The 21521-nt window shown below is 31.0% G+C and carries 13 protein-coding genes; 6 read left to right on the forward strand and 7 right to left on the reverse strand.

Features of this window, described 5'->3' with window-relative positions:
* Window positions 1–13: 13 nt before the first annotated feature.
* The gene (locus tag CN601_RS01725; RefSeq protein WP_098169794.1) at window positions 14–1720 is read right to left on the reverse strand and encodes a hypothetical protein; all 1707 of its coding nucleotides are present in this window, start codon (window positions 1718–1720) and stop codon (window positions 14–16) included.
* A gap of 364 nt (window positions 1721–2084) precedes the next feature.
* Here CN601_RS01725 and CN601_RS01730 point away from each other — a divergent pair, with 364 nt between their 5' ends.
* Window positions 2085–2576, forward strand: a complete 492-nt coding sequence (locus tag CN601_RS01730) for a PH domain-containing protein (protein ID WP_179865393.1) — start codon at window positions 2085–2087, stop codon at window positions 2574–2576.
* Window positions 2573–4054, forward strand: coding sequence for a PH domain-containing protein (locus CN601_RS01735; RefSeq protein ID WP_098169796.1), 1482 nt, complete (start codon window positions 2573–2575; stop codon window positions 4052–4054). The genes CN601_RS01730 and CN601_RS01735 overlap by 4 nt, the downstream gene beginning before the upstream one ends.
* Before the next feature lie 110 nt (window positions 4055–4164).
* Here the strand turns inward: CN601_RS01735 and CN601_RS26450 are convergent, their stop codons facing one another.
* Entirely contained in the window at window positions 4165–5517 is a 1353-nt protein-coding gene (locus CN601_RS26450) for a L,D-transpeptidase family protein (RefSeq protein WP_142317290.1), read from the reverse strand.
* 565 nt (window positions 5518–6082) lie between these two features.
* On the opposite strand from CN601_RS26450, the gene CN601_RS01745 reads away from it, so the two are divergent.
* The gene (locus CN601_RS01745) at window positions 6083–6778 is read left to right on the forward strand and encodes an ATP-binding cassette domain-containing protein (RefSeq protein WP_098169797.1); all 696 of its coding nucleotides are present in this window, start codon (window positions 6083–6085) and stop codon (window positions 6776–6778) included.
* 2714 nt (window positions 6779–9492) lie between these two features.
* Window positions 9493–12033: an NACHT domain-containing protein gene (locus CN601_RS01755; protein WP_098169799.1), complete on the forward strand. Its 2541-nt coding sequence runs from the start codon at window positions 9493–9495 to the stop codon at window positions 12031–12033.
* 712 nt (window positions 12034–12745) lie between these two features.
* On the opposite strand, the gene pgmB is transcribed toward CN601_RS01755, so the two are convergent.
* The 4 genes from pgmB to CN601_RS01775 all read right to left on the reverse strand — a co-directional run bounded on the left by pgmB (window position 12746) and on the right by CN601_RS01775 (window position 16595).
* The gene (gene pgmB, locus CN601_RS01760; RefSeq protein ID WP_098169800.1) at window positions 12746–13432 is read right to left on the reverse strand and encodes a beta-phosphoglucomutase; all 687 of its coding nucleotides are present in this window, start codon (window positions 13430–13432) and stop codon (window positions 12746–12748) included.
* 15 nt (window positions 13433–13447) lie between these two features.
* The gene (locus CN601_RS01765) at window positions 13448–14263 is read right to left on the reverse strand and encodes a carbohydrate ABC transporter permease (RefSeq protein WP_098169831.1); all 816 of its coding nucleotides are present in this window, start codon (window positions 14261–14263) and stop codon (window positions 13448–13450) included.
* A 23-nt stretch (window positions 14264–14286) separates the two neighbouring features.
* On the reverse strand, window positions 14287–15135 hold the full coding sequence (locus CN601_RS01770) for a carbohydrate ABC transporter permease (RefSeq protein WP_257131582.1): 849 nt from the start codon (window positions 15133–15135) through the stop codon (window positions 14287–14289).
* A 176-nt stretch (window positions 15136–15311) separates the two neighbouring features.
* Window positions 15312–16595, reverse strand: coding sequence for an ABC transporter substrate-binding protein (locus CN601_RS01775; protein WP_098169802.1), 1284 nt, complete (start codon window positions 16593–16595; stop codon window positions 15312–15314).
* 294 nt (window positions 16596–16889) lie between these two features.
* Between CN601_RS01775 and CN601_RS01780 the strand changes: the two genes are divergently transcribed.
* Complete coding sequence (locus CN601_RS01780) at window positions 16890–17915, forward strand: LacI family DNA-binding transcriptional regulator (RefSeq protein WP_098169803.1); 1026 nt, start codon at window positions 16890–16892, stop codon at window positions 17913–17915.
* A gap of 25 nt (window positions 17916–17940) precedes the next feature.
* Here the strand turns inward: CN601_RS01780 and CN601_RS01785 are convergent, their stop codons facing one another.
* Window positions 17941–18723, reverse strand: coding sequence for a DUF1189 family protein (locus CN601_RS01785; protein WP_098169804.1), 783 nt, complete (start codon window positions 18721–18723; stop codon window positions 17941–17943).
* Between the two features lie 156 nt (window positions 18724–18879).
* Between CN601_RS01785 and CN601_RS01790 the strand changes: the two genes are divergently transcribed.
* Window positions 18880–21246: a glycoside hydrolase family 65 protein gene (locus tag CN601_RS01790; RefSeq protein ID WP_179865394.1), complete on the forward strand. Its 2367-nt coding sequence runs from the start codon at window positions 18880–18882 to the stop codon at window positions 21244–21246.
* The last annotated feature ends 275 nt before the right edge of the window (window positions 21247–21521 follow it).

Consider the following 21521-nt stretch of genomic DNA (forward strand, 5'->3'; position numbering starts at 1 on the left):
TCTCTTCTTTTAATTATTGTTGCTGAATATGTGGTTGCTCTTTTAAATGATCCGTCAATTGATTAATAACAAATGAGAATTCATCATATGAAACACATTCTAATGGGAATTCTAGTGCTACTTTATTTTGTTTGTTGTAAATGACTACAACTTTTGAACGACGGTCTAGGAATCTTGCTTTCATGTCAGCTTTTTGAACTGCTATTTTTTTAATGTCTTCTAGTGAAATTTGAGAATAAGTATTTTTCTTAGTATAGCGTACAACATCACCAATGATTTCGATTTTATTTTTTAATTGTGTGATTTTATAAATATGATATGAAACGATTAAAACTGCGAAAATACTTACTAAAGTGAGATAGACCGGGTCCATTGTTGAAAATGCTCGGTAACCTCTAATTGCTAGCATAGCGTACAAAACGTAGATCCATATACCTGTTTTTGGTTTCCCTTTATAGTAAACAATGGATGCATCTGCTTCTTTTTCAGAATCTCTTCTGTTCATAAATTGTTGTACATGCTCTTCAATTGATTTCTCACCAAACTGTCCATCTTCTATATAAGTACCATCCCACATATGAATAGAGTCATTATCTTCCTCTAAAGAGTAAGCACCTACCCAAGCTGGAATGATTTGGTCATCATATGAAACTGAAGTTAAGTAATAACGTACGGGTTGATCATATGTGTTTTCAATATCAAGCTCTTTGATTAAATCGATTTGTTCAGGTATGAAATCATGTTCTTGCACGATATGTAGGAATAAATGACTTTTAGCAAAATATTCTTGTTTTTTCTCTTTAATAGGGAATAGATGTTCTTTTCGAATTCTAAGTAACTCCCAATAGAAATATTCAGTCGATTCTATATTTGTAGCGCAATCCATCATAAGTTCTTCAGTTACGTCAATGTCTCTTTGAAGAGCGGCGATAATCGCACTTGTTCGAATAAACGGGTCTGGAAATGACATCGCTTCTTTTATAACAGGAGTCATCTCGTCATTAAAATAATACTCCATTAAAGAAAGATAGATTGACATGATCGAGCGAATTTGTAAGTAAGTTTCTTTCCAAGAACCATACACAAACTTAATATCATAATCATTTTGATAAGCTACAAATTCTTCTTTTAGCTTTTGATAATCTGCTAATAATAATGGTGCAATGTATTTTACTTTGAACCGATCTAAATAACCTTTATCTAAACAGAATGACAGCAGGCGGTAAAAAGTAGTTTTATATTCCTCTACTTCAAATAAATGAGTATGCTTGTCTAATAATTTAATAACAATGCCAGGATTGTCGTACAACACTTCTAAAGGTAAAACAACTTGGTTTTGTTGAATATCTTGTTCGATTAACTCCAAGATAGCAACTTCATACTCTTCTCCATCAAAATCGCTTATGTATCGAATGACTTCCTCTTTAGCAGCCTTACTATATTCAGGATAATATTTGATTAAGCACTCAGTTAATTCAGGTAAATGGAAATCAGTGATGAAATTGATCAGATGATAACTTGGTTCATCCCACACTTGAATTGGCTTTGGAAATGGATAAGCAGCTTCTTTTGCTAACCATTCTAATGTAAATAAATTAAATTGTAAGTTATCTACATCTGATAGTACGATTAAGTCATGAATTGCACCGGAACGAATCGCTGGATCAGTATGTTTTAACCCTTCTACGATGCGTTTCAGCTGTGATTTATAAGTTGACACAATACTCCTCCAATAGCTAGTTTACATTTTATTACAATATTTCTATTTTAGTAGAATTGGTGGGGGATAGCCAGTGTTAAATAATAGGAAGATAGTGGATTTTTTAAATTATTAGTAGTTTAATTGGGGGCCTTAACGGTGAAATGGTGAAAGATGATTGAAATCGATTAACTCTTATGCATTGTGAGTGGAATGTTAGGGGTCCGTTGAAGAAGATACTTGATTTATATTTCTTTTTTTATTGCTAGAATACATTTCCCCCTAATATTATATTTTAAGAGAATTTTCTCCATTATTTGGTTATGTTTTCTTTTTTACAAATTTTATATACTAAGGTATAAGAATGATAGAAAGGAAACTATTCATGAAAAACAATCAAGAAACGTTTCAATCTGTTCACCCACTTACGGTGATTATTGAAATAATCCATACCATTATTATTCAATTCATTCCATTTGTGATAACAGTTGTAGTCTTTATTCAATTTAATTATCCAATCGTCAAAAAAGTATGTTTCATTGTTATACTATATCTTTTGTGGAAATTGTTATCTAGTATTGTAAGTGATTATCTTCATTTTAAGAATCTTACCTATAATTTAAATATTGATTCCATTCAAATTAATAAACAGGGTTGGTATCGTTCTAAATGTTTAATTCCATATAATCGAGTACAACATGTTGAGCGCGATCAAACATTTATTTCTCGAATGTTTTCCTTGCATCAAGTTACGATTCATACAGCTGGGGATGTTCATGTGATCTGTGCTGTAACGGAGACAGAAGCTGATCGAATTAGTTCGGCCATTTTTGAGAAGATTCGTGAATTACCTAAGGATGGAGAACAAACGCAATGATTGTAAAAAACCATCCAATTGAATCGGTTTACTTTACATATTCACAGATCAAAAATAAAATTTATCCATTACTCATGCTGATTTTGGGATTAATTAGTTCGAGCTCCCATTATAAGCCTTATATTCTTACAGCGTTTCTTTTATATATCTTATTCATAATTTGGACTGCCGGTCTTAATTGGTATACAACAACTGGAACATTCGATGAGAATACTTTACATTATCGAAGTGGATATTTTGTGAAAAAAGAACAAATTATTCCGTATGAAAATATAAAAAGTTTGTCTTTAGAAACTACATTGTTACGCTCACGTTTCGGTCTTCAAACGGTTACCTTTGAAATCGTTGGAAAAGATTCGGTTCAATTTACAATCTCAATGCGACAGTTCCACGGGATTGAAAAATTAATTCATCATAAAATAAATGCTGTTGAACGTACAGAGGTTAAGCCTAAGCGTTTTCAATTAAATCGTTTCTCGTTTGTAGAATACTGTATACTAACAGTTTCCAGTTGGAAATGGATGCTCGTCGGGATATCTACAGCGTGGTCAGTCCTAGGCTTCATTGCCAATATGTATAATCGATGGAAACCAGATAAGAATTCTTCATCTGGAGGAATAAAAGACTTGAAAACGACTAGTCTTGAGTTACTTAAAATGCTTCAAAATCCTTCTTCAATAATGACAATTGGTGTTGCAATCCTATTCTATCTTTTAGTAAGTCTTATAATTGCTTTTGTCATATGCACTTTATATCATGCATTTTATGAACGAAAAGTTAGTGAATCCGTTTGGAGTGTTCGCCAAGGTATTTACAAAGTTAAAGAAATCCATGTGAGAGAACACCAGATTCGCTCTATTGTAATTCGTGAAAATGGGTTTACTCGCATATTTAAGAAAGTTTCATTATCGCTTGAAACGCTGGGAACTAATAATACTAGTGGAGAAGTGTTGATAATTGAACCTTTATTTTCTAAACATAATTTAAATGATTATCTCAGAGATCACTTTCCAACTTTTATCCTTCAAGATCAGCACATCACTAGTCGTTCAACATCCTACTCTTGGCGTAGTGGTCTTTTTTATATGAGCAGTTGGGTATTTTGTATTGAGGTCGTTCGATGGCTTAGTGTAGCTGTTTTAGATATTAACCTTTTTCAATACGTTCATTTGATCTTACTCGTACTTGTAATAATTTTCTATCAAACTTTCTATAGAAGAAAAGAAAATCAACTGACGTTTTCTGATACAATATCTGTCATTCGTAAAACAAATATTTTTCAAACAACCACTCGTTTCGTACCAATGGAGCATCTCCAATCGTTTGAGATTAAATCATCATACTGGCAAAGACAAAATGCAACAGGTGATGTTAGAGTTTCAATCTTTTCAGACAAAGCAGAGGAAACCTACAAAATTCCGAACTTAGAAGAAAAGCATAATGAACTTCTTTATACTTTTTGGAAAAACAAAAAGTAATTGGAATTTATGAAAATGACGACTATTACTAGTACATTTCACACATAGCTATTCAAATAAAGAGGCGTCCCTTAGTCACAAAACCGACCAAAGAGACAGCCTCTTCTTTATTATGCAATCGATATACCATAAAAATGGGCAATTGCCATATTAGAATTTGAAGATTTAGCAATAATAACTGTTGTACCAACATTAATTTGTTCAAATAGCCATTGAATATCACTATTATGCATACGAACACAACCTGAACTTACTGAATTGCCAATTGAACTTTCATTACTGTTTCCGTGAATTCCATATGCAGCACCAACACTTAATCCCATCCAACGTTTTCCAAGTGGATTTCTAGGGTCACCACCAGGAATATTCCCTTTGTACCATGGGCGGTTCTTAATTTTGTTTACGATTGTAAACTTTCCAGTAGGCGTAGGAGTTGCCGACTTGCCTGTTGCAACATTAAAGGTTTTAATAATTTCACCATTATTATAGTAAGTTAGCTTATTTGTCTGCGAATTGATAATTATCAGTTGTCCAGTTGATAAAGATGAATTACTTTTCACCGGATTTTGTACTACTGGTGGGGTGTAATGCGATACTCGTACAGTAAATGGTTTACTTTGATTATTGCTTTGATCAACAACAATTACTTTAAGTGATGAATTCGCTGTTTGTTTACCGATATTAACATTGAACTTTCCTGTTGAATTAACGATACTTTCACCAATTAGTGTTTCATTCATATAAATTTTTACAGATGCAGAAGGCTCAGATTGTCCATTAACATACTGAGATTGATCTGTTAAAGGTGAAACAGAAGAAATGATTGGTGCAATCGTATCCTTTACATCGATTGTAATAGGTTTACTTTGAATTCCTTCGCTAACACCAATGACTGTTAACTTGGTAAATTCTTTGACTGGTTTTATTACAGAATTGAATTCACCATTTTCGTCTGTTTTCACAGTGCTAATTAGTGTAGAATCATTATACACTTCTACATGACTATTTGATAAAAATGACCCATTAATGGCTGTTGATTGATTTGTAACTGGATCAATGTTTGGAGTCGGTAAATCTAAAATAGCAAACTTGATTTTTTTATTAGAGATTACTAGATTTTTATGATCAAATTTAATTGATTTAAGTTTATATTCACCTTTAGTAAATGAACTTGTAATCTTTATTTTCCCCGAAAATTGATGCGCGGATGTTTTAGATAAAGTAACATTTTTTTGATTCGTACCATTTAAAAATGATAACGAAACTGTATCAACATTTTTCTTCGTCGTTAAACTTACATCAATTGTCTGACCATAAGTAGAATGGGAAGTATTTAAATTTAGATCATCTATATAATGAGAGAACTTATTACTGTTAAAACCTACTTTAAAAGTTGTTGCATTTGCTGTTGGTAAGAGAACTAAAAACATTCCCAGAAGTACCCAAATAATCTTATTAGACATGGTTTCTCTCCTTATTTACGTATATATTTATAGGTTATTAAATCTGTGAACTCCAACTTTCTTTTTCCTCATATCACTCTCCTGAAATCTTATATTTGTATCGTACTTTTTAATTGTCTCTATTTATGTCATAGGATGTTTCTAACTTGTAAACAATTTGTTTTTTTGTGGCAAAAAACTTTATGTAAAATACGAATTTTAAAATAATAAATAAAAAGATGGAGATTCGATTAATTAAGTATAAAGTTAAATACTTAAGAAATTCTAAAGAACTTGGGCTTTTATTAGAATCCAATGCAAAGTAATAGAAAGAGCGTGAAAGTAATAATGTGAAATTATTCACAAATATGACAAGGAGTATTAGCAATATTTACCTTTTGAAATGTTAAGATAATGATGTAAATGTTTACTAAAAAATCCACGAGATTATATATATGTTCAATATCATCGATTAACAAAAACATAAGTTATGATATTAACCAATTATTTTTCTAAGTGCAGTTCTTTTTATTTTGGATAAGTAAAAATAGTATTCTTTTCAAAATTAAATAAAGATGGTGATAAGATGCTTGAGTTAAGAGATGTTACCTTAAAATATGAAGAAAAATACATATTAAATAAAATAAATTTTCAATTCAATACTAATAAAATTTATGGATTGATAGGTAGGAATGGTTCAGGGAAAACAACCTTACTTAAAACAATAATGAGATTAAAAATAGAATCATCAGGTGATTTATTATTAGATAATACTTCAATAAATCATATGGATTATTTTGACTTGGACGCTACATTTATTAGTGATGAGCATTCATTTTTTCAAGATTTAACTATGTATGAACAAATGTTATTTTTATGTAGACTTAAGGGTTATAAAAAAGAAATTGCAAGACAAAAAATTGACGAGATTGTTGGACTTTTTAAGTTAGAAGAATATATTAATTATTTTCCATATGCTTTGTCGAGAGGAACTATTCAAAGATTTGCAATTGTTTTTGGCTGTTTAAGAGAAAGTAGACTTTTGCTATTAGATGAACCATTTATTACGCTCGATCCAGTACAAGTAAATATATTAGAAGAAATGTTAATTTCACAAAAGAGTAAAGATAAAATTATTATCGTTTCAAGTCATGATATTGATAGTTTAGAAGAAATTTGTAATGAATATTTGATAATAAAAGATTCGAGGTTGCTTAGCTTTAGCCCCAATGAAATGAATCGACAAACAATTTCTAAATTAATTGGTGATAGCTATGATTAGTTCACCTTATTACTTCATATTGCTTAATCAAAAAAGAAAGATAGTTAGGACAATAAAAAAGTATCCTTTAAATGCTTTTTTATTTGTTTTTAGTACATTAATTTTAAGTCTAATTATTAGAGATGAAATTAAGTATTATGATACATATATCGAATTATATTTACCGTTTGCTATTTATATATATGGTGTGTTAAAGATATTTCAAAACAATCCCATTATTAATATACCTATGTATGTTTTTCAATATAAATATTTTGACTTTAATAAATTTAAATTTTATTTAATAAGTAAAATGATTTTACCAAGTTTAATCTTTTTGTTAATTTATTTTCTTTTTATGAAAACGATAAGTAATGGAATGATCATTGCATTGTTGATAAATAGCATGATTAATCTAATTTGTTTTATGCGATATAAATATCAAAATTTAATATTCTCTGTATTTATAATGATTTCTGTCGTTCTTTCATTTCTTTCTATGTATTTAGATTCTATCTTGATCCCATTAATTATTTCTCTACTATTATTCATTCAGATGTTGAAAATAGATAATCTAAATTACTCGATATTGTACAATTACTATCTATTGATGTCTAAAGTAGGAGAAGGTTTATTAAATAAAAATTTTAGTAAAATAGTAGAAGCCCAACAAATATTATTATCCTCCACAAGAAAAAATACCTCTAAAACAAAATTATTATATAAGAATTACGAACCCGAATATAGATTTTATTTGATAAAAGAACTATTAAAAATGAGGTACTATCACAGAGATATTATTTTCGGTATTACTTTTATCCTTATATTAAATCTATTATTTCTTTCATTGAGTAACGTATATTATCAAATAGGTATAATATTTATTATTTTGTTTGTAATCGACAACATCTTAACAAAATTGAATAAATATGAAATGGATTTCTTGAAAAAAAACTTGATGTTTAAGGTGAATTTATCAATTTATTTTAAGATGAAGTACGTTTGCCAATTAATATTAGTTCTAATATTTATTTTATTAAGTTTCCAAATAATGATCAGATTTCCAATCTCATTTATGCTTCTTTGGATACTAATACCTTTGAAAAATTTACTATATAACTATTTAGAAAATAAGATTATGAAGGCATGTATTTATGTAATTGGAGGAATTACTTATCTTTTACCTTATATTGAATTCATAATATTTTAATTTGGGATTAGATGGGTTTTTCTTTCTTAAATATTAATAGTTACTCGTATTTTGTTAGGGTCAGCCCCAACATAGTATGGATTAACCGGAATATTAGAAGAACAAATTAAAAAGACTATTGCGTACGATGATAACTACTCTAAATTTTGGATGTTTGTAAATAGATTATTAATAAAAAGTCCTACTAGAGTACTAAGTAGGACTTTTGTTTTTGAAAATATCTTAGGTACTTGAAGGAGCTGGGCTTCTTTGGTTGTAAGTTTGACTCGATCCAATATACTAGTGCAATTTGGCAGCTACTTTTCTTAATTGGAATTCCGTTGATATTATTTATGTATGTAGGAGTAAGTCTAATTGGCTCGTAACGAATTGAAAGACAAATACTACTAGAGGTAACAAGAGTTGCTGATAGGGGACGATTGATTTTTGCTAAATTTACGGCGATGCTTGGAATTATTCTAATTTATTTTATCTCCTTTTTAATCATAACGATAGTTAGCTACGCACTATTTGTAAGAAGGGCAAGCTATGCAACTAAAGAGTGAATCATTCTTAATAGTGATAACAAATCATTAATCGTTGCTAGTCTAGCGGTGTTGTTTTATCTAATATTTTCGGTATTTGTAGTAATGAGTATTTCTGTAACTAAGAGTGCAATTGTATCGACGATTTCTAGAATTGTTCTTTTTGTTATATTGTCATTGGGTACTAGAATTTCTGGGATTCAGGAATGGGTGCCAGGATATTTGGCTTTATATTCGGAGGCAGATATTAATTTGGTGTCGATTATTTATCACTTAGTAGTTAGTTTATTGATTTCTTATTTTGTAATGCAAGTTTCTGGTGATATATTCCTAAAGATTGATTTGTAATATTTGAATTTATGTTTGTGTTTGGATATTGCGTTTTTACACTAGATAAAGTTTATGAGGCCAAGAATAATTCTCGGCCTATTATTGTAAATAAATACTAGATTTATAGCTAATGCAAACAAACCAATTAAAGATTATGCTTTGTTATATATTGTCATACTTTTAAACCATTTTCGTAATTTGCAAAAGTAAATCCAGTTACCCCAAAAACTACTTCGATTCCAGAAACCTCTCTAATTTTGGCATCTGTTAATGTATCTTTTGATTTTTCAAAACGATCAAGATAATTTTAGCAATCGGCAACTATATGCCCCTGGTAATCATTCTCTCACTACAATACCGGTTGCGATTACTCTTGCAATAATACATACCTCTGTACAAGGTAGCAATATACTTATTTGAATTCTTTCCACATACGGGTGCTAGTCTTTTTCACTTAAGTAAAATATTAAAAAAGGTGGATGAACGCTGAAATGAAATAAATTAACATTTGTTAAAGTTTTTAAAATCCTATAATAATTTATAAAATGCAGTTACGTTTGTAACAATTTATAGTATGAAATTTTAAAAAATTTAAAATAGTTGTAATATTTTGTGTTAAAATGTTGAATTAGATAAGAATGTGAATTTTTACCATTGAAAGGAGATATAAGATGATTATTAATGTTGATGGATACAAAATGATTTTTTTTCTTGAAAATTTAATTAGAGAATACATATCATTTTATTCTAATATTGACGATATGAATGTTGGGTTTAAAGAAAGATTGAAAGAAATAGCTTTAGCAAATGGTGAAGATAATGTTGAAAGTTATGAAACTCTATTAAAATATTCACATATTGGTGAATTAGTCGATTTTGTAAAAAGTAAAAAGTTTAAACAAAAAAAATATAATTACACTGAGAAGACAAATGTTTCTGTTCTTATAAAACATAGAAATAATATAATGCACTCTAGGTCAATCACTTCAGATGAAATGGAACAAATTACTGTTTTATGTAATAAGTTTATCAAAGGATTAGAAGATGGTAATTATGAAACAAAATGGAATATTTTTTTAACAAATGATATTAATGAATTTAATATTCCTAGAGTGTTTATTGAATATCCGGTAGGTAAAAACTTTGATAGACTTATAGGTCGAAGCAAAGAACTAAAGGAGCTTAAATTTGAAATAACAAAACCTACTCCTGTGTCTATAATTGGCCATGGTGGTCTTGGGAAAACTGCATTAGTACTTCAATTAATCGAGGACTTAGTAAATTCCCCAGACCAACCATTTGAAAAAATCTATTTTATGAGTTTTAAAAATACTGTATTTGAACATGGAGCGATACGTAGGTTTGAAAAGGTAATAAGTAATCATAAAGATTTAATTTTTAGAATGGCTTCATTTATGGACATTGACATTAGTGAAAAAGAATTTTGTGATATAGAAGAATTAGTCTGGAAAGAGATTTTCTCCACAAAATCATTACTTATATTGGATAATTTAGAAACTGAGACTGTAAAGAGTAATTTATCTGAATTTACTGGAATCGCTCAAAAATTTATTAATAATTTCACTAAACCATCAAGGTTAATAATTACAAGCAGATATGGACTTGGAGATAGGGAAGCAAAACTACCATTATTTCAGTTCAATCTTGAAAATACAAAAGATTTAATTGAGAGTTATTTAAATGCAGAAATATTATATGAAAAGAAAATTACTTTGGAAGATTGGGAGTGGATTCAGAAATATACTGAAGGGAATCCAGGACTTATTATTGCTTTCTGTAATACTTTAAAATCTACTAGAAAGGAATTATTAGATATAAGAGTAGGATACGATACAGTGTATTCTACTGTATCAAGTGAACTACATGATCAAAGAGAAGAATTTATAGTATTTTGTTTTGAAAATACAATTGAAAGTATGGCAGAAGGGTCTCAAATATTTTTATCCATTCTTTGTTATATTTGTTCAGAAGCGAATATAAGTGAAATAAACGAAGAATTTCTTACATACCTACGGAATGAATTAGGTTTGAAAAAGCTAGGTGAACACAATTTAAGATCTACAACTTTTACCAATATCGGATTTTTGCAACCAATTCCTTCTTCAGATAAATATTATGTTAATGAATTATATATTGAATATATGGATGGAAACTACTCAACTGAAATTTTTAATGTCTTCAAATTAAAAGATTTGGAATGGTACCCGAAATTAGAGGAATTAAAAGATCGCATTCTTGAAATTCAATTTGATGAAGAAGTTTCATTAGGAAAATTACTCTCAGAACTTTATCTTTCAATATATAAAAAGAATGGTGATAAAAAGTATTTAATAAATTCATTCTTTTGTGAACCTGATTTAGATAAACTTCTTAAAATTTTTACCAATATTAATGATACCGAATTAGTAAGTCATATTGAATATTTGGATAAAGTTCAAAATCAATTAAAGAATCAAAGTGAAAGGAGTAAACAAGAACAAATTATAATAATAGTTTTACGCGCTCTACTAAGTATTAATAAAAAAATTCTAAGTAGAAAAATAATTAAAATAAGACAAAGAGACTTATTTAAGTTCTATGAACATATGGAGAAAAGAATCCCAATATTAAAAAAAGGTGAGGTAAATATAGATATTAAAACAGCAGCATGTAAATTACTTACAATTTTAAAAGAATATGATAAAGTTGATTCATTCACACATAATGAACCTAGATTAGTTAAACAAAGGTTTAACTCCTATACTAAACAGGTTGGTGACTTATCTGGGAAAAATCGAGAAGAATGTTTGAAATATATAAATAAATGCAAAGAAATATTAAAGTTGCACCCAAGAGATATTGATTCTTATTTAAGAGCCCAATTTAATTTATATTCTTCGCGGTATTTTAAAAAAGATCAGCCAGAAGAAGCACTAAAGTTACTTAATAATTATGAACAATATTTTACTAATAGCAATACACAACTTTTTATATTTACTATGGAATCATTATTAATTCGTATGGAATGTCTTATGAGAACTGGTGGAGATATATCGGAAATTAATTTATTTAAAGAACGTTTTAGAAAATATACGTCTATGGAAGAATACCAAGGAATTTTTAATTCCAAAAAGGATAGTATAGAACAAAGTTTTAATCATATTAAACAAGAAATTGAAAAGTATGAAAGAGAAACACATCCTACTTCTTAAAGCTACATTAGTCAAGTCTTCTTAGAATCTCATATTTGGGAAAGTAAACCAATTTTAAAGAGACTGATGATATATGTAAACTAACAAATAAACTTATGGGGAATTTTGGCAATGATTATCATGGTTTAAAATGGGATGGCCAAGGGTATTTCTAGGAATATAAATATATTATCTTTAAATCTATTATATAAAGTTTTGTTATTTATAATAGGTAGTATGATTATTTTTATTCCTTTCAATAATTACAAAATTAATTTTAGAAAAAAAGAGCGAGTTCCTAATTGGAACGCGCTCTTTTTTCGCATACTCGGTTGTCTATATATTCGGCGGATAGAAAAAGTATAGCTTACATATATTCCAAGGAGTGCCAATCACTTTCATACTTTTTGTTGTCAGAGTTTTTAAAGCATTCTTATTTTCTTTTTTTGTTTAATTTTAGGCTTAATATTGAACTTAATATATTAAGAAATGGACTCTGATTTACTCTCTGCATTTCTTTATATTCTTCCTTTATTATAGGTAAAAATTCTATATCAGCTGTCAAATCTTTCTCATTTGGCTATACATGATTTGAATAAATAGAAGTAACAGATGGATTAACTAAGCTATTACGAATGAACTATACAGGAATCGATAGAAATTTGTTTTCATTGTGCTTAACATTAAATCTACATACTAAACTTCTTAATTTTACGAATTTTCATTCGAGCATTTAAAAATCTTTATTCTTTTCTAATAAAACGTACTGTTTCTTTAGTTTATCGAAAGCTAAAAATATAGTTGAAGAAATCACAAAATCAGCCTGACTAAGAATTTCCCAACTTCCAATCCCAACCGAAAACATCCCAGCACTATTAATAGCCTCAACCCCAGCCACAGAATCCTCAATCCCAACACACTTATCAGGAGAAACACCCAAAGCCTCCGCAGCCCGCAAAAACACCTCAGGATCAGGCTTAGAATTCTTCACAGTCGCAGCATCCACAATATAATCAAAATAATGACCAATCTCCAACTTATCAACAACCAAAAAAGCATTCCTAGAAGCCGAAGCCATACCAATTTTCAAACCTGCTAATCTAATTTGCTTCAAAAAATACTCTATACCAGGAAGCAAATCAGCAGGCGTAATCTGCTCCAATAACTCAACATAATGAAGATTTTTTTTAGTCGCCAACTCATCTTTTTCCTCAGCACTAAAATCATTCTGTCGATTACCAAGCTCAAGAATCCTCTCCAAAGACTCTGTTCGACTGACACCTTTCAAAGTTTCATTAAACTCCCGATCAATCGAAATCCCTAAATCTTCTGCAAGCTTCTTCCAAGCAATATAATGAAACTCCGCCGTGTCTGTTATAACACCATCCAAATCAAAAATTACTGCCTCTATTTTCCCCATAAAAATGCCTCCATTTTATTTATCACTGCCGACTCTAAAGCCTTGCATAAAGTATCGATTTAATAAGATATAAATAATAATAATTGGAATGATTGAAACTACCGAAGCAGCCATTATGTAATTCCACTGAGTAACATTTTGACTCTGAAATGATTGAAGTCCAAGAGTTAATGTGTATTTATGTGGTGAAGTAATATAAAGCAATGGTTTCATGAATTCGTTCCAGAATGCTAAAAATACGAATACTGCTTGTGTTGCAACTGATGCTCTTGCAACGGGGAATACGACTCTCCAAAACGTACCGAATTTACTAAGGCCTTCAACATAGGCGGCTTCTTCGATTTCTTTTGGGAAGTTTACAAAGAATTGTCTCATCATGAATATGTAGGCGAAGTTAATTGCACCTGGAATGATTAATGATGAGTAGTTATCAAGTAATCCAAGTGATTTCATAATGAGATAGTTTGGTATTAATAGGATTTGTCCGGGTACCATCATTAAGGCTAAGATTAGTAGGAAGATATAGTGTCTTCCTGGGAATCGAATTCTAGCGAGGGCATAGCCGGACATTGTGTTTAGGATGACATTTACGATCATTCCAATTGTAGCGATTAAGAATGAGTTGAAGATCCATCTTGTAAATAATGGGTCTCTTGTGAATATATATTTGAAATTGTCAAAAGTAGGTTCGTTTGGTAGTAAGGCTAGACCTCCACCGACGATTTCTTTGTATGGTTTGAATGCTGCTAGAACTGCCCAAAGGAATGGGTAAAGTGTGACTAGGGCATAGATGATTAGAACGGTATAGGTTAATACTCTAGTGAATTTCATTTTCTTCAACACTTTTCACTCCTTTAATATAAAGATTCTTCTTTGTTTAATTTGCGGGCGAGCATTGAGACTGCAAAGATAAGGATCGTTAATAGGATGGCTAGGGTAGATGCATAGCCCATTGTGCCAATTGTTTTAAATGCATATTGATAGATTATTAGTGAAAATGTTAGTGTTGCATTGCTCGGTCCACCTGATCCACCTGAGATGATATAAGCTTGGTCAAATAGCTGGAATGTCCCGATGATTCCCATCAATACCACGTAGTTTGTGATAGGTGTTAAGTTTGGAATTGTAATTTTAATTAGTTTTTGCCACGCGTTTGCTCCATCAATCTCTGCTGATTCGTAAAGTGAATGAGGGATGTCTTGGAGTCCTGCTAGATAAATCGTCATGAAAAAAGGAACGGTTGACCATATATTCATGATCATAATGGTTGTTAATGCAAAGTTCGTTTCGTTGATAAAGTTAACTGGCTCAGCTAGAATGCCAATTTTGACGAGTATATTATTAAATGGACCATTTAGGCTGAATAAGAACATAAAGATCATTGTTAGTGCTGAACTTGAGGTAAGGGTAGGTAAGAAAAAGATTGTTCTAAATGTTTTTTGAAATTTTATGCCTGAGTTCAGTACTGCGGCGATGACAAGTGAAACTGCGGTTTGAATCGGTACTACGAACACTACATATCGTAGAGTGTTTTTAAAAGCAATCCATAATCTTTCATCTTTTAAAGCATTTGAATAGTTCTTAAAGCCGACCCAATCATAGCTAATTCCGCCGAATAAATTTACTTTTGTGAAGGATAGAAATAGAGAATATAAAACTGGTAATAAAGTAAAAACAAGTAAAACGACTAAAGTTGGAAGCATGAAACCATAACCTTGGATTGTTTCATGGGCTTTATATTTTACTTTTGCTTTTCTTGACCTTGAACGATTAGGTGAACTGATTTCGGTACTAGACATAATGTACTCCTTTACTAAAATTTTCTTATAAAGGGAGAGGGGACTGACTTTTAAATCTGTCCCCTCAAGTGATTTTTAATTTACTTATTTAACTGTGTTTTAATATCTTTATTTGCAGCATCTTCTGCTTTTTTCATAGCTTCTTGCATAGTCATTTCACCTTTTAAAGCAGATGGAAGCATATTGTTATATTCGCGTGCGATGATTGAAAGTGTGTCACCTTTTTGCCATGGCGTTGCGTATGTACCAGCGGCAATAAATGGGCTAAGTATTTTATCTTCACCGAATTTTAGTTCTTCTGAAACTGATTTTCTTGATGGTAATGTTCTAGTACCTTCAGACCAAGTTTTCATTCCTTTTTTACCAGTTGCGTATTTAATGAATTCCCATGCAGCGTCTTTTTCTTTTGAGTTTGAGTTCATCGAGTAACTTACTGTAAACATCATTGATCCATTTTTATCATTAATTTTAGGAACTTCTTTTGTACCGAATTTTACATCAGGGAAGTTTTGATTTAAGTGAGCAATTGCCCAGTTTCCTTCAACCATTAAAGCTGTTTTTCCTGCTCCAAATGAATCACCAGACCAGCCTTGTCCAAGGTCAGCAGGACGTTTAATTGATCCATCTTTGTATGCTGTAATTAGTGGCTCAATTGCAGCGAGTTGATCAGGTTTTGTTAAAACTGCATAGCCTTTGTCATCGGTAATATCAGTGCCGTTTGATTGGAGAATAAATAGATGGCGTGCTAACTCAGCTGCTGTTGTACCTGCTGCAACGCCCTTAGGAAGCTTTTGTTGTAAGCTTTTTAAGAATTCAGGTAATTTACTATAATCAGTTGGAATATCATCAGGTGTTATACCAGCTTTCATCAGTAAATCTTCATTATAATAGAGGCCTAATGTTGAGAAATCTTTCGGGATACCATACTGATTTCCATCCTTACCTGTGAAAGCATCATAAGCTGGTTTGAAGAAATCATCTTTATTAAAATCTTTTGTTTTATCAATGTAGCTATCTAGAGGTTCGAATACACCTTGTGCGGATAATTCTGGAACTAACATTGAATCAACATAAAATACATCTGGAGCAGTACCGCCGATTAAGTCAGTTTGTAATTGAGTTGCGTAGTCGTTATAAATTTTCTTTTGAACTTTAATACCAGTATCTGTTTCAAAGTCTTTAAGAATTTTATCCCAAGTTGTTACTTCGGCTTCCGTTCCTTTCCACGAACCAACCGAGATTGTCTTCCCTTTTAAACTGGTGCCTGAATCCTTAGTTTCGTTGTCACTTTTGTTACCACATCCAGCAGAAACTAGAAGCATTGAGGATACTAATAAAGTTGTTGCAGGTTTCCAAAATCTCATTAAAAAAACCTCCTGAAATATATGTTTTAGTAAAAAATTAATTGCTTAAAATGCTGGGATTGAAAACGCAATCACTGTCATTAAGCAACTTCATTATATATCCAAAACGTTTCGGATATTTCGCGAATTTATGTCTATTTTTTTACAAAATGAAATAGATGTCATTGAAGAATACGATGAAATCATTTATTCTAGTAAGTATAGAAATGATAATTTAGTAAAAATTTTCGGTTCAAAACCTTTAGGTAAATTTACTTAAAATAACAAGATTAATTTGAAAAGAGAGTGTTAGCATTGGCAGTTACATTAAAAGATCTTTCTAAAGCAACTGGCTTTTCAATTACGACAGTTTCACGAGCATTAAATGGCTATTCAGATGTAAACGAAGAAACGAGAATTAAAATATTTCAAGTTGCAGATGAACTAGGATATAGCCCAAATATATTGGCTCGTAGTTTAGTCATGAAACAATCAAAAACAATTGGATTCATTGTGTCGGATATAAAACGTGAGAGTATTAAAGATCAATTTATGTTTGAAATATTATGTGGGGTATCGGATTATCTCGCGAAAACTGAATACGAATTTGTGTTATTAAGTACGACAACAACAAAGCAAAGAAATAAAACGTATAAACAAATTTGTGCCGAAAGACAGTTAGATGGAGTTATTATTCAAGGGTTAAAAATGAATGATCCATATTTGGAAGAAGCAGTTAATAGCTCGACACCTTGTGTGTTAATTGATATACCATGTGAAGGAGAGCAGAACGGTTACGTCACATCAAATCAATTTGAAAGTGCTAAAAATGCAGTAAAATATTTACTTCGAGTTGGTCATAAAAACATTGCTTATTTAAACGGAACTGAACACGCTCATGTTAGTAAAGTTCGAAAACAAGCATATGAAGCGGCAATAAAAGAACACGGTATCGAATTACGTGAAGAATTGATTGTAAGCGGAGATTTTGAAGAAGATAAAGCGAAGCAAGCAATGATTACATTACTTTTGAATTTTCCTGAAGTAACAGCAGTTTTTTGTGCAAGTGATGTAATGGCGCTTGGAGCACTGCAGGCGGCAAGGGAATTAAATTTAGCTGTACCTGAACAATTATCGATTATTGGATTTGATAATATTCTATTGTCACAATACGTAACACCAAGTTTGACGACAGTAGGGCAATACCCTTATAAGATGGGAGTTGCTGCAGCAAATCTGTTAATTGATATTTTTGAAGAGAAAGATTCAGAAAGAGTCATTGAAGTAAAAAATGATTTGATTTTAAGGGAATCCGTTGCGACTTTAATAAAAGGAGATTGATCGATATTTGATCAATCTCTTTTTTTTATGATGCTTGATTCACTGTTTCTTCTGAAAGATGAATATATCTAATAGTCAATATTGAAAAGAGGGCGACTACAATCCAGTAAAAAGTTGTTAACATCGGAATTGTAAATCCTAAGAGTTCGATGAAAGTTTTAACGAGAATTGGAGCAGTTATACCGTAACAGGTAATAATCCAAACTTCTTTGTATGTAATTGGAAGAAGTTTTTTGAAACTACTTCCTGCGAAAGCGAGTATGCTGATGAGAAGTAAGTGAACAATCAAATTTAAAAATAGATGAACATATTGATAAAGTGGAGTAAAAGTTATTATTGTTTCGTCGAGATTTTTACTAATTTGAATAAGGTCACTTTTAGTTAATTCTTTATCTTTCAAAAAAGGGAAGTTTTTATAGTTCAATTGTTTTGTTGGATAACCAACTCTACCAACCGACCAGCTTTTCGCATCTAAATAAATTACATTTTTAAAGCCTTGTAAAGAGACTTGTTGTGAGAAGTTTTCTCCTAAGACAATGACTGTATTGACTTGAGGTAATTTGATTTGAAGAACTTCGTTTAATGATGTAGCCCCTTCTGAATTGATGATGTAATCACTCGGCAAATTTTGAATCTGATTTTTAATCGACTCCGATTTTGAAAGTTTTGTGGTAGCAATAATAGAGCCTGAAAGTAATATCAAAATGAGCAAATAGAACAGAGATTTCCAAAAAGATTGAAATCGAAAACTTGCTATTTTTGAAAATTGAAAACCTAAACTAGCAATAAATTGATCAAGTAGAGTCATAGTTTTTCACCTTTTCCCAAAACGTTTTGTTTGTTAATAATTTAATTATATAACAGTAAAAATTAAAAAGTTCAATAAATATCCATTGTTATTCCAAAACGTTTTGATTAAGATGAATTTGATTTTATCGATTAATTTAAAGTTAGGAGTATGTTGATGACGAATAAGATTATGGATTATCAAAGCGGTTCTGGTGAATACAAAAATTGGATTATTACGGAGACGGAATTTCATCCTGAGTTTTTAAGGAAATGTGAGGCTATTTTTGCTTTAGGGAATGGATATATGGGTCAGCGTGCGGCGATGGAGGAACGGTATGTAAACGAAACTCGTAATTTATTTGTTGCGGGTACGTTTAATAAGTTTGATGAAAATGAGGTGACCGAGCTTCCAAATGCAGCCGATGTTCTTTGGTTTGATCTGAAATTAAATAATGAAGTGTTTGATTTAAAACAAGGAAAAATCGTTGAATATAAACGTTCATTGAATTTAAAAAATGCTGAATTAGTTCGCAAAATTACATGGGTTTCACCATTAGGTAGTGTATTTGATCTAGTATTTAGACGATTTGTTTCATTGGATGATCTGCATGTAATTGCTCAAAAAGTTGAAATTACTCCTTTGAATAATTGTGCTGAGGTAGTAGTCACTTCTGGGATTAATGCACAAGTGACAAATAACGGTGCACAGCATTTTACTGAAGGTCAAAAACGTTTGTACGATGGGAAGTATATGCAATTAGTACAAACAACAACCGAGTCAGAAATTGACTTCGTTTTCAATACTTACCATTCAGTGAAAATAGGTGATGAAGACATCGAGAGTGATGCAATGATTTCGATGGAAAGGCGGAAGATTTTTCAAGAGTTTAAACCAATACAGCTGAATAATTGCGAGAAAATCGTATTTGAAAAAATTACGAATGTGTTCACAAGCCGTGATAGAGAGTGGATGGAAGAATCCTATTGCTTGGATCGTTTAATGACTAAATCCTTAAATCATATAAAAGAATTGGGAACACAAAGTTATGATGAACTGTTTCAATACCATGTAAAAGCTTGGAAAGAACAAGTTTGGGACAATGCGCCAATTACGATCAATTCAAATAATGACTTTGATCAATTGGCGATTCGTTTTGCACAGTATCATTTGACCGTTTCAACACCTGTACACGATAACCGAATGAATATTGGAGCAAAGGGATTAACAGGGGAAGGCTATAAAGGTCACACATTTTGGGATACAGAAATTTTCGTCCTACCATACTTTATTTATACGAACCCAACGAAAGCGAGAAGTTTATTAGAATATCGCTATCATACGATTGAAGGTGCTCGTAGAAAAGCTGAGGACAATGGGTATGAAGGTGCGATGTATCCGTGGGAATCTGCCTGGTTAGAAGATGGAGAGGTAACGCCAATTTGGGGTGCTGCAGATATTATAACTGGTGAAGCTACAAAAATTTGGTCAGGTTTTATTGAACAACATATTACAGCTGATATTGCATATGCAACATGGCAATATTTCCAAATCACAAACGATGTTGATTTTATGCAGAAATATGGTTATGAAATCATATTTGACACAGCAATCTTTTGGTCTTCACGTTTAGAATGGAATGATGAAACGGAGGAGTACCATATTAATCAAGTTGTTGGTCCAGATGAATATAAAGAGCACGTGGACAATAATGCATTTACAAATTATATGGCTTATTGGAATATAAAAAAGGCAATGGAATACTACAATAAACTTGAGAAAAATGAACCAATTTTATTTTCTGAGCTTAGTAGAAAACTAGATTTAGGAATGAACTATTTAATTTGGGAAGCAAAGGCTAGAAAAATTTATTTACCGAGCCCTCGGGAAGAGGATCAAGTAATTCCACAAGATGATACATATTTAACATTAAAAACAATAGATTTATCAAAATATAAAAATCAAGAAAATATTGGTTCAATGTTTAAGGATTACAATCTAGATCAAGTAAATCAAATTCAAGTTTCTAAGCAAGCTGATATTATGATTTTGTTTTATTTGCTGGAAGATTTATTTAATCAGGATGTCAAAAGGGCTAACTGGAACTATTATGAACCAAAGACATTGCATGATTCTTCTTTATCATTATCGACTCATTGTGTGTTGGCATGTGATATGCAGGATGACCAAATGGCTTATGAGCTGTTTAGACGTGCAGCGGAAATAGATCTTGGACCTAATATGAAAACGAGCGATCATGGGATTCACGCAGCATCACTTGGTGGGATTTGGCAATGCGTAGTAAATGGATTTGGGGGAGTCCGTATGTTGAATGGAGAGTTAAGAATTTCACCTAGGATACCGGTTGATTGGGAGAGCTTAGAGTTTTCGTTTAATTGGCATGGGGATGAGTTGAAGGTAGCTGCTACTCATGAGGAAGTGTGGATTGAAAAGGTTACTTCTGTTAATGAGTTTATTAGGTTGAGTGTTTTTGATGAGGAGTATGTTTTGAGGAGTCGGATTTGTGTGAAGGTTTATCAGTAAGTAAATATAAATTTAATTGAGATCTGATCAAACAAAAAATATTAATTATTTTTGTGTGGTTAGTTCTTTTTTTTATAATTATGATTTCAATTACGACTATTTTTCAAATGAATTTTGGTCGAGTTTCATAGAAATTTCACAATTACTTAAATAGATTCCTACCAGAAAAATTTGGTTATACTATCTTATTAAGATATAATTAGATTAAATAGTCTAATTTATAAATAATTAGTTCATTTAATTTGATTTATTATTAATGCTTAATTTGAAAAGGA

The organism is Bacillus sp. AFS017336 (assembly GCF_002555445.1).
GTDB lineage: Bacteria > Bacillota > Bacilli > Bacillales > Bacillaceae_G > Gottfriedia.

What these genes read in the sequence shown, in the direction of transcription:
- CN601_RS01765 (WP_098169831.1), bottom strand. Translation starts at nt 14,263, where the DNA reads ATGAAATTCACTAGAGTATTAACCTATACCGTTCTAATCATCTATGCC.
- CN601_RS26450 (WP_142317290.1), bottom strand. Translation starts at nt 5,517, where the DNA reads ATGTCTAATAAGATTATTTGGGTACTTCTGGGAATGTTTTTAGTTCTC.
- pgmB (WP_098169800.1), bottom strand. Translation starts at nt 13,432, where the DNA reads ATGGGGAAAATAGAGGCAGTAATTTTTGATTTGGATGGTGTTATAACA.
- CN601_RS01770 (WP_257131582.1), bottom strand. Translation starts at nt 15,135, where the DNA reads ATGCTTCCAACTTTAGTCGTTTTACTTGTTTTTACTTTATTACCAGTT.
- CN601_RS01775 (WP_098169802.1), bottom strand. Translation starts at nt 16,595, where the DNA reads ATGAGATTTTGGAAACCTGCAACAACTTTATTAGTATCCTCAATGCTT.
- CN601_RS01730 (WP_179865393.1), top strand. Translation starts at nt 2,085, where the DNA reads ATGAAAAACAATCAAGAAACGTTTCAATCTGTTCACCCACTTACGGTG.
- CN601_RS01785 (WP_098169804.1), bottom strand. Translation starts at nt 18,723, where the DNA reads ATGACTCTACTTGATCAATTTATTGCTAGTTTAGGTTTTCAATTTTCA.
- CN601_RS01790 (WP_179865394.1), top strand. Translation starts at nt 18,880, where the DNA reads ATGACGAATAAGATTATGGATTATCAAAGCGGTTCTGGTGAATACAAA.
- CN601_RS01755 (WP_098169799.1), top strand. Translation starts at nt 9,493, where the DNA reads ATGATTATTAATGTTGATGGATACAAAATGATTTTTTTTCTTGAAAAT.
- CN601_RS01735 (WP_098169796.1), top strand. Translation starts at nt 2,573, where the DNA reads ATGATTGTAAAAAACCATCCAATTGAATCGGTTTACTTTACATATTCA.
- CN601_RS01745 (WP_098169797.1), top strand. Translation starts at nt 6,083, where the DNA reads ATGCTTGAGTTAAGAGATGTTACCTTAAAATATGAAGAAAAATACATA.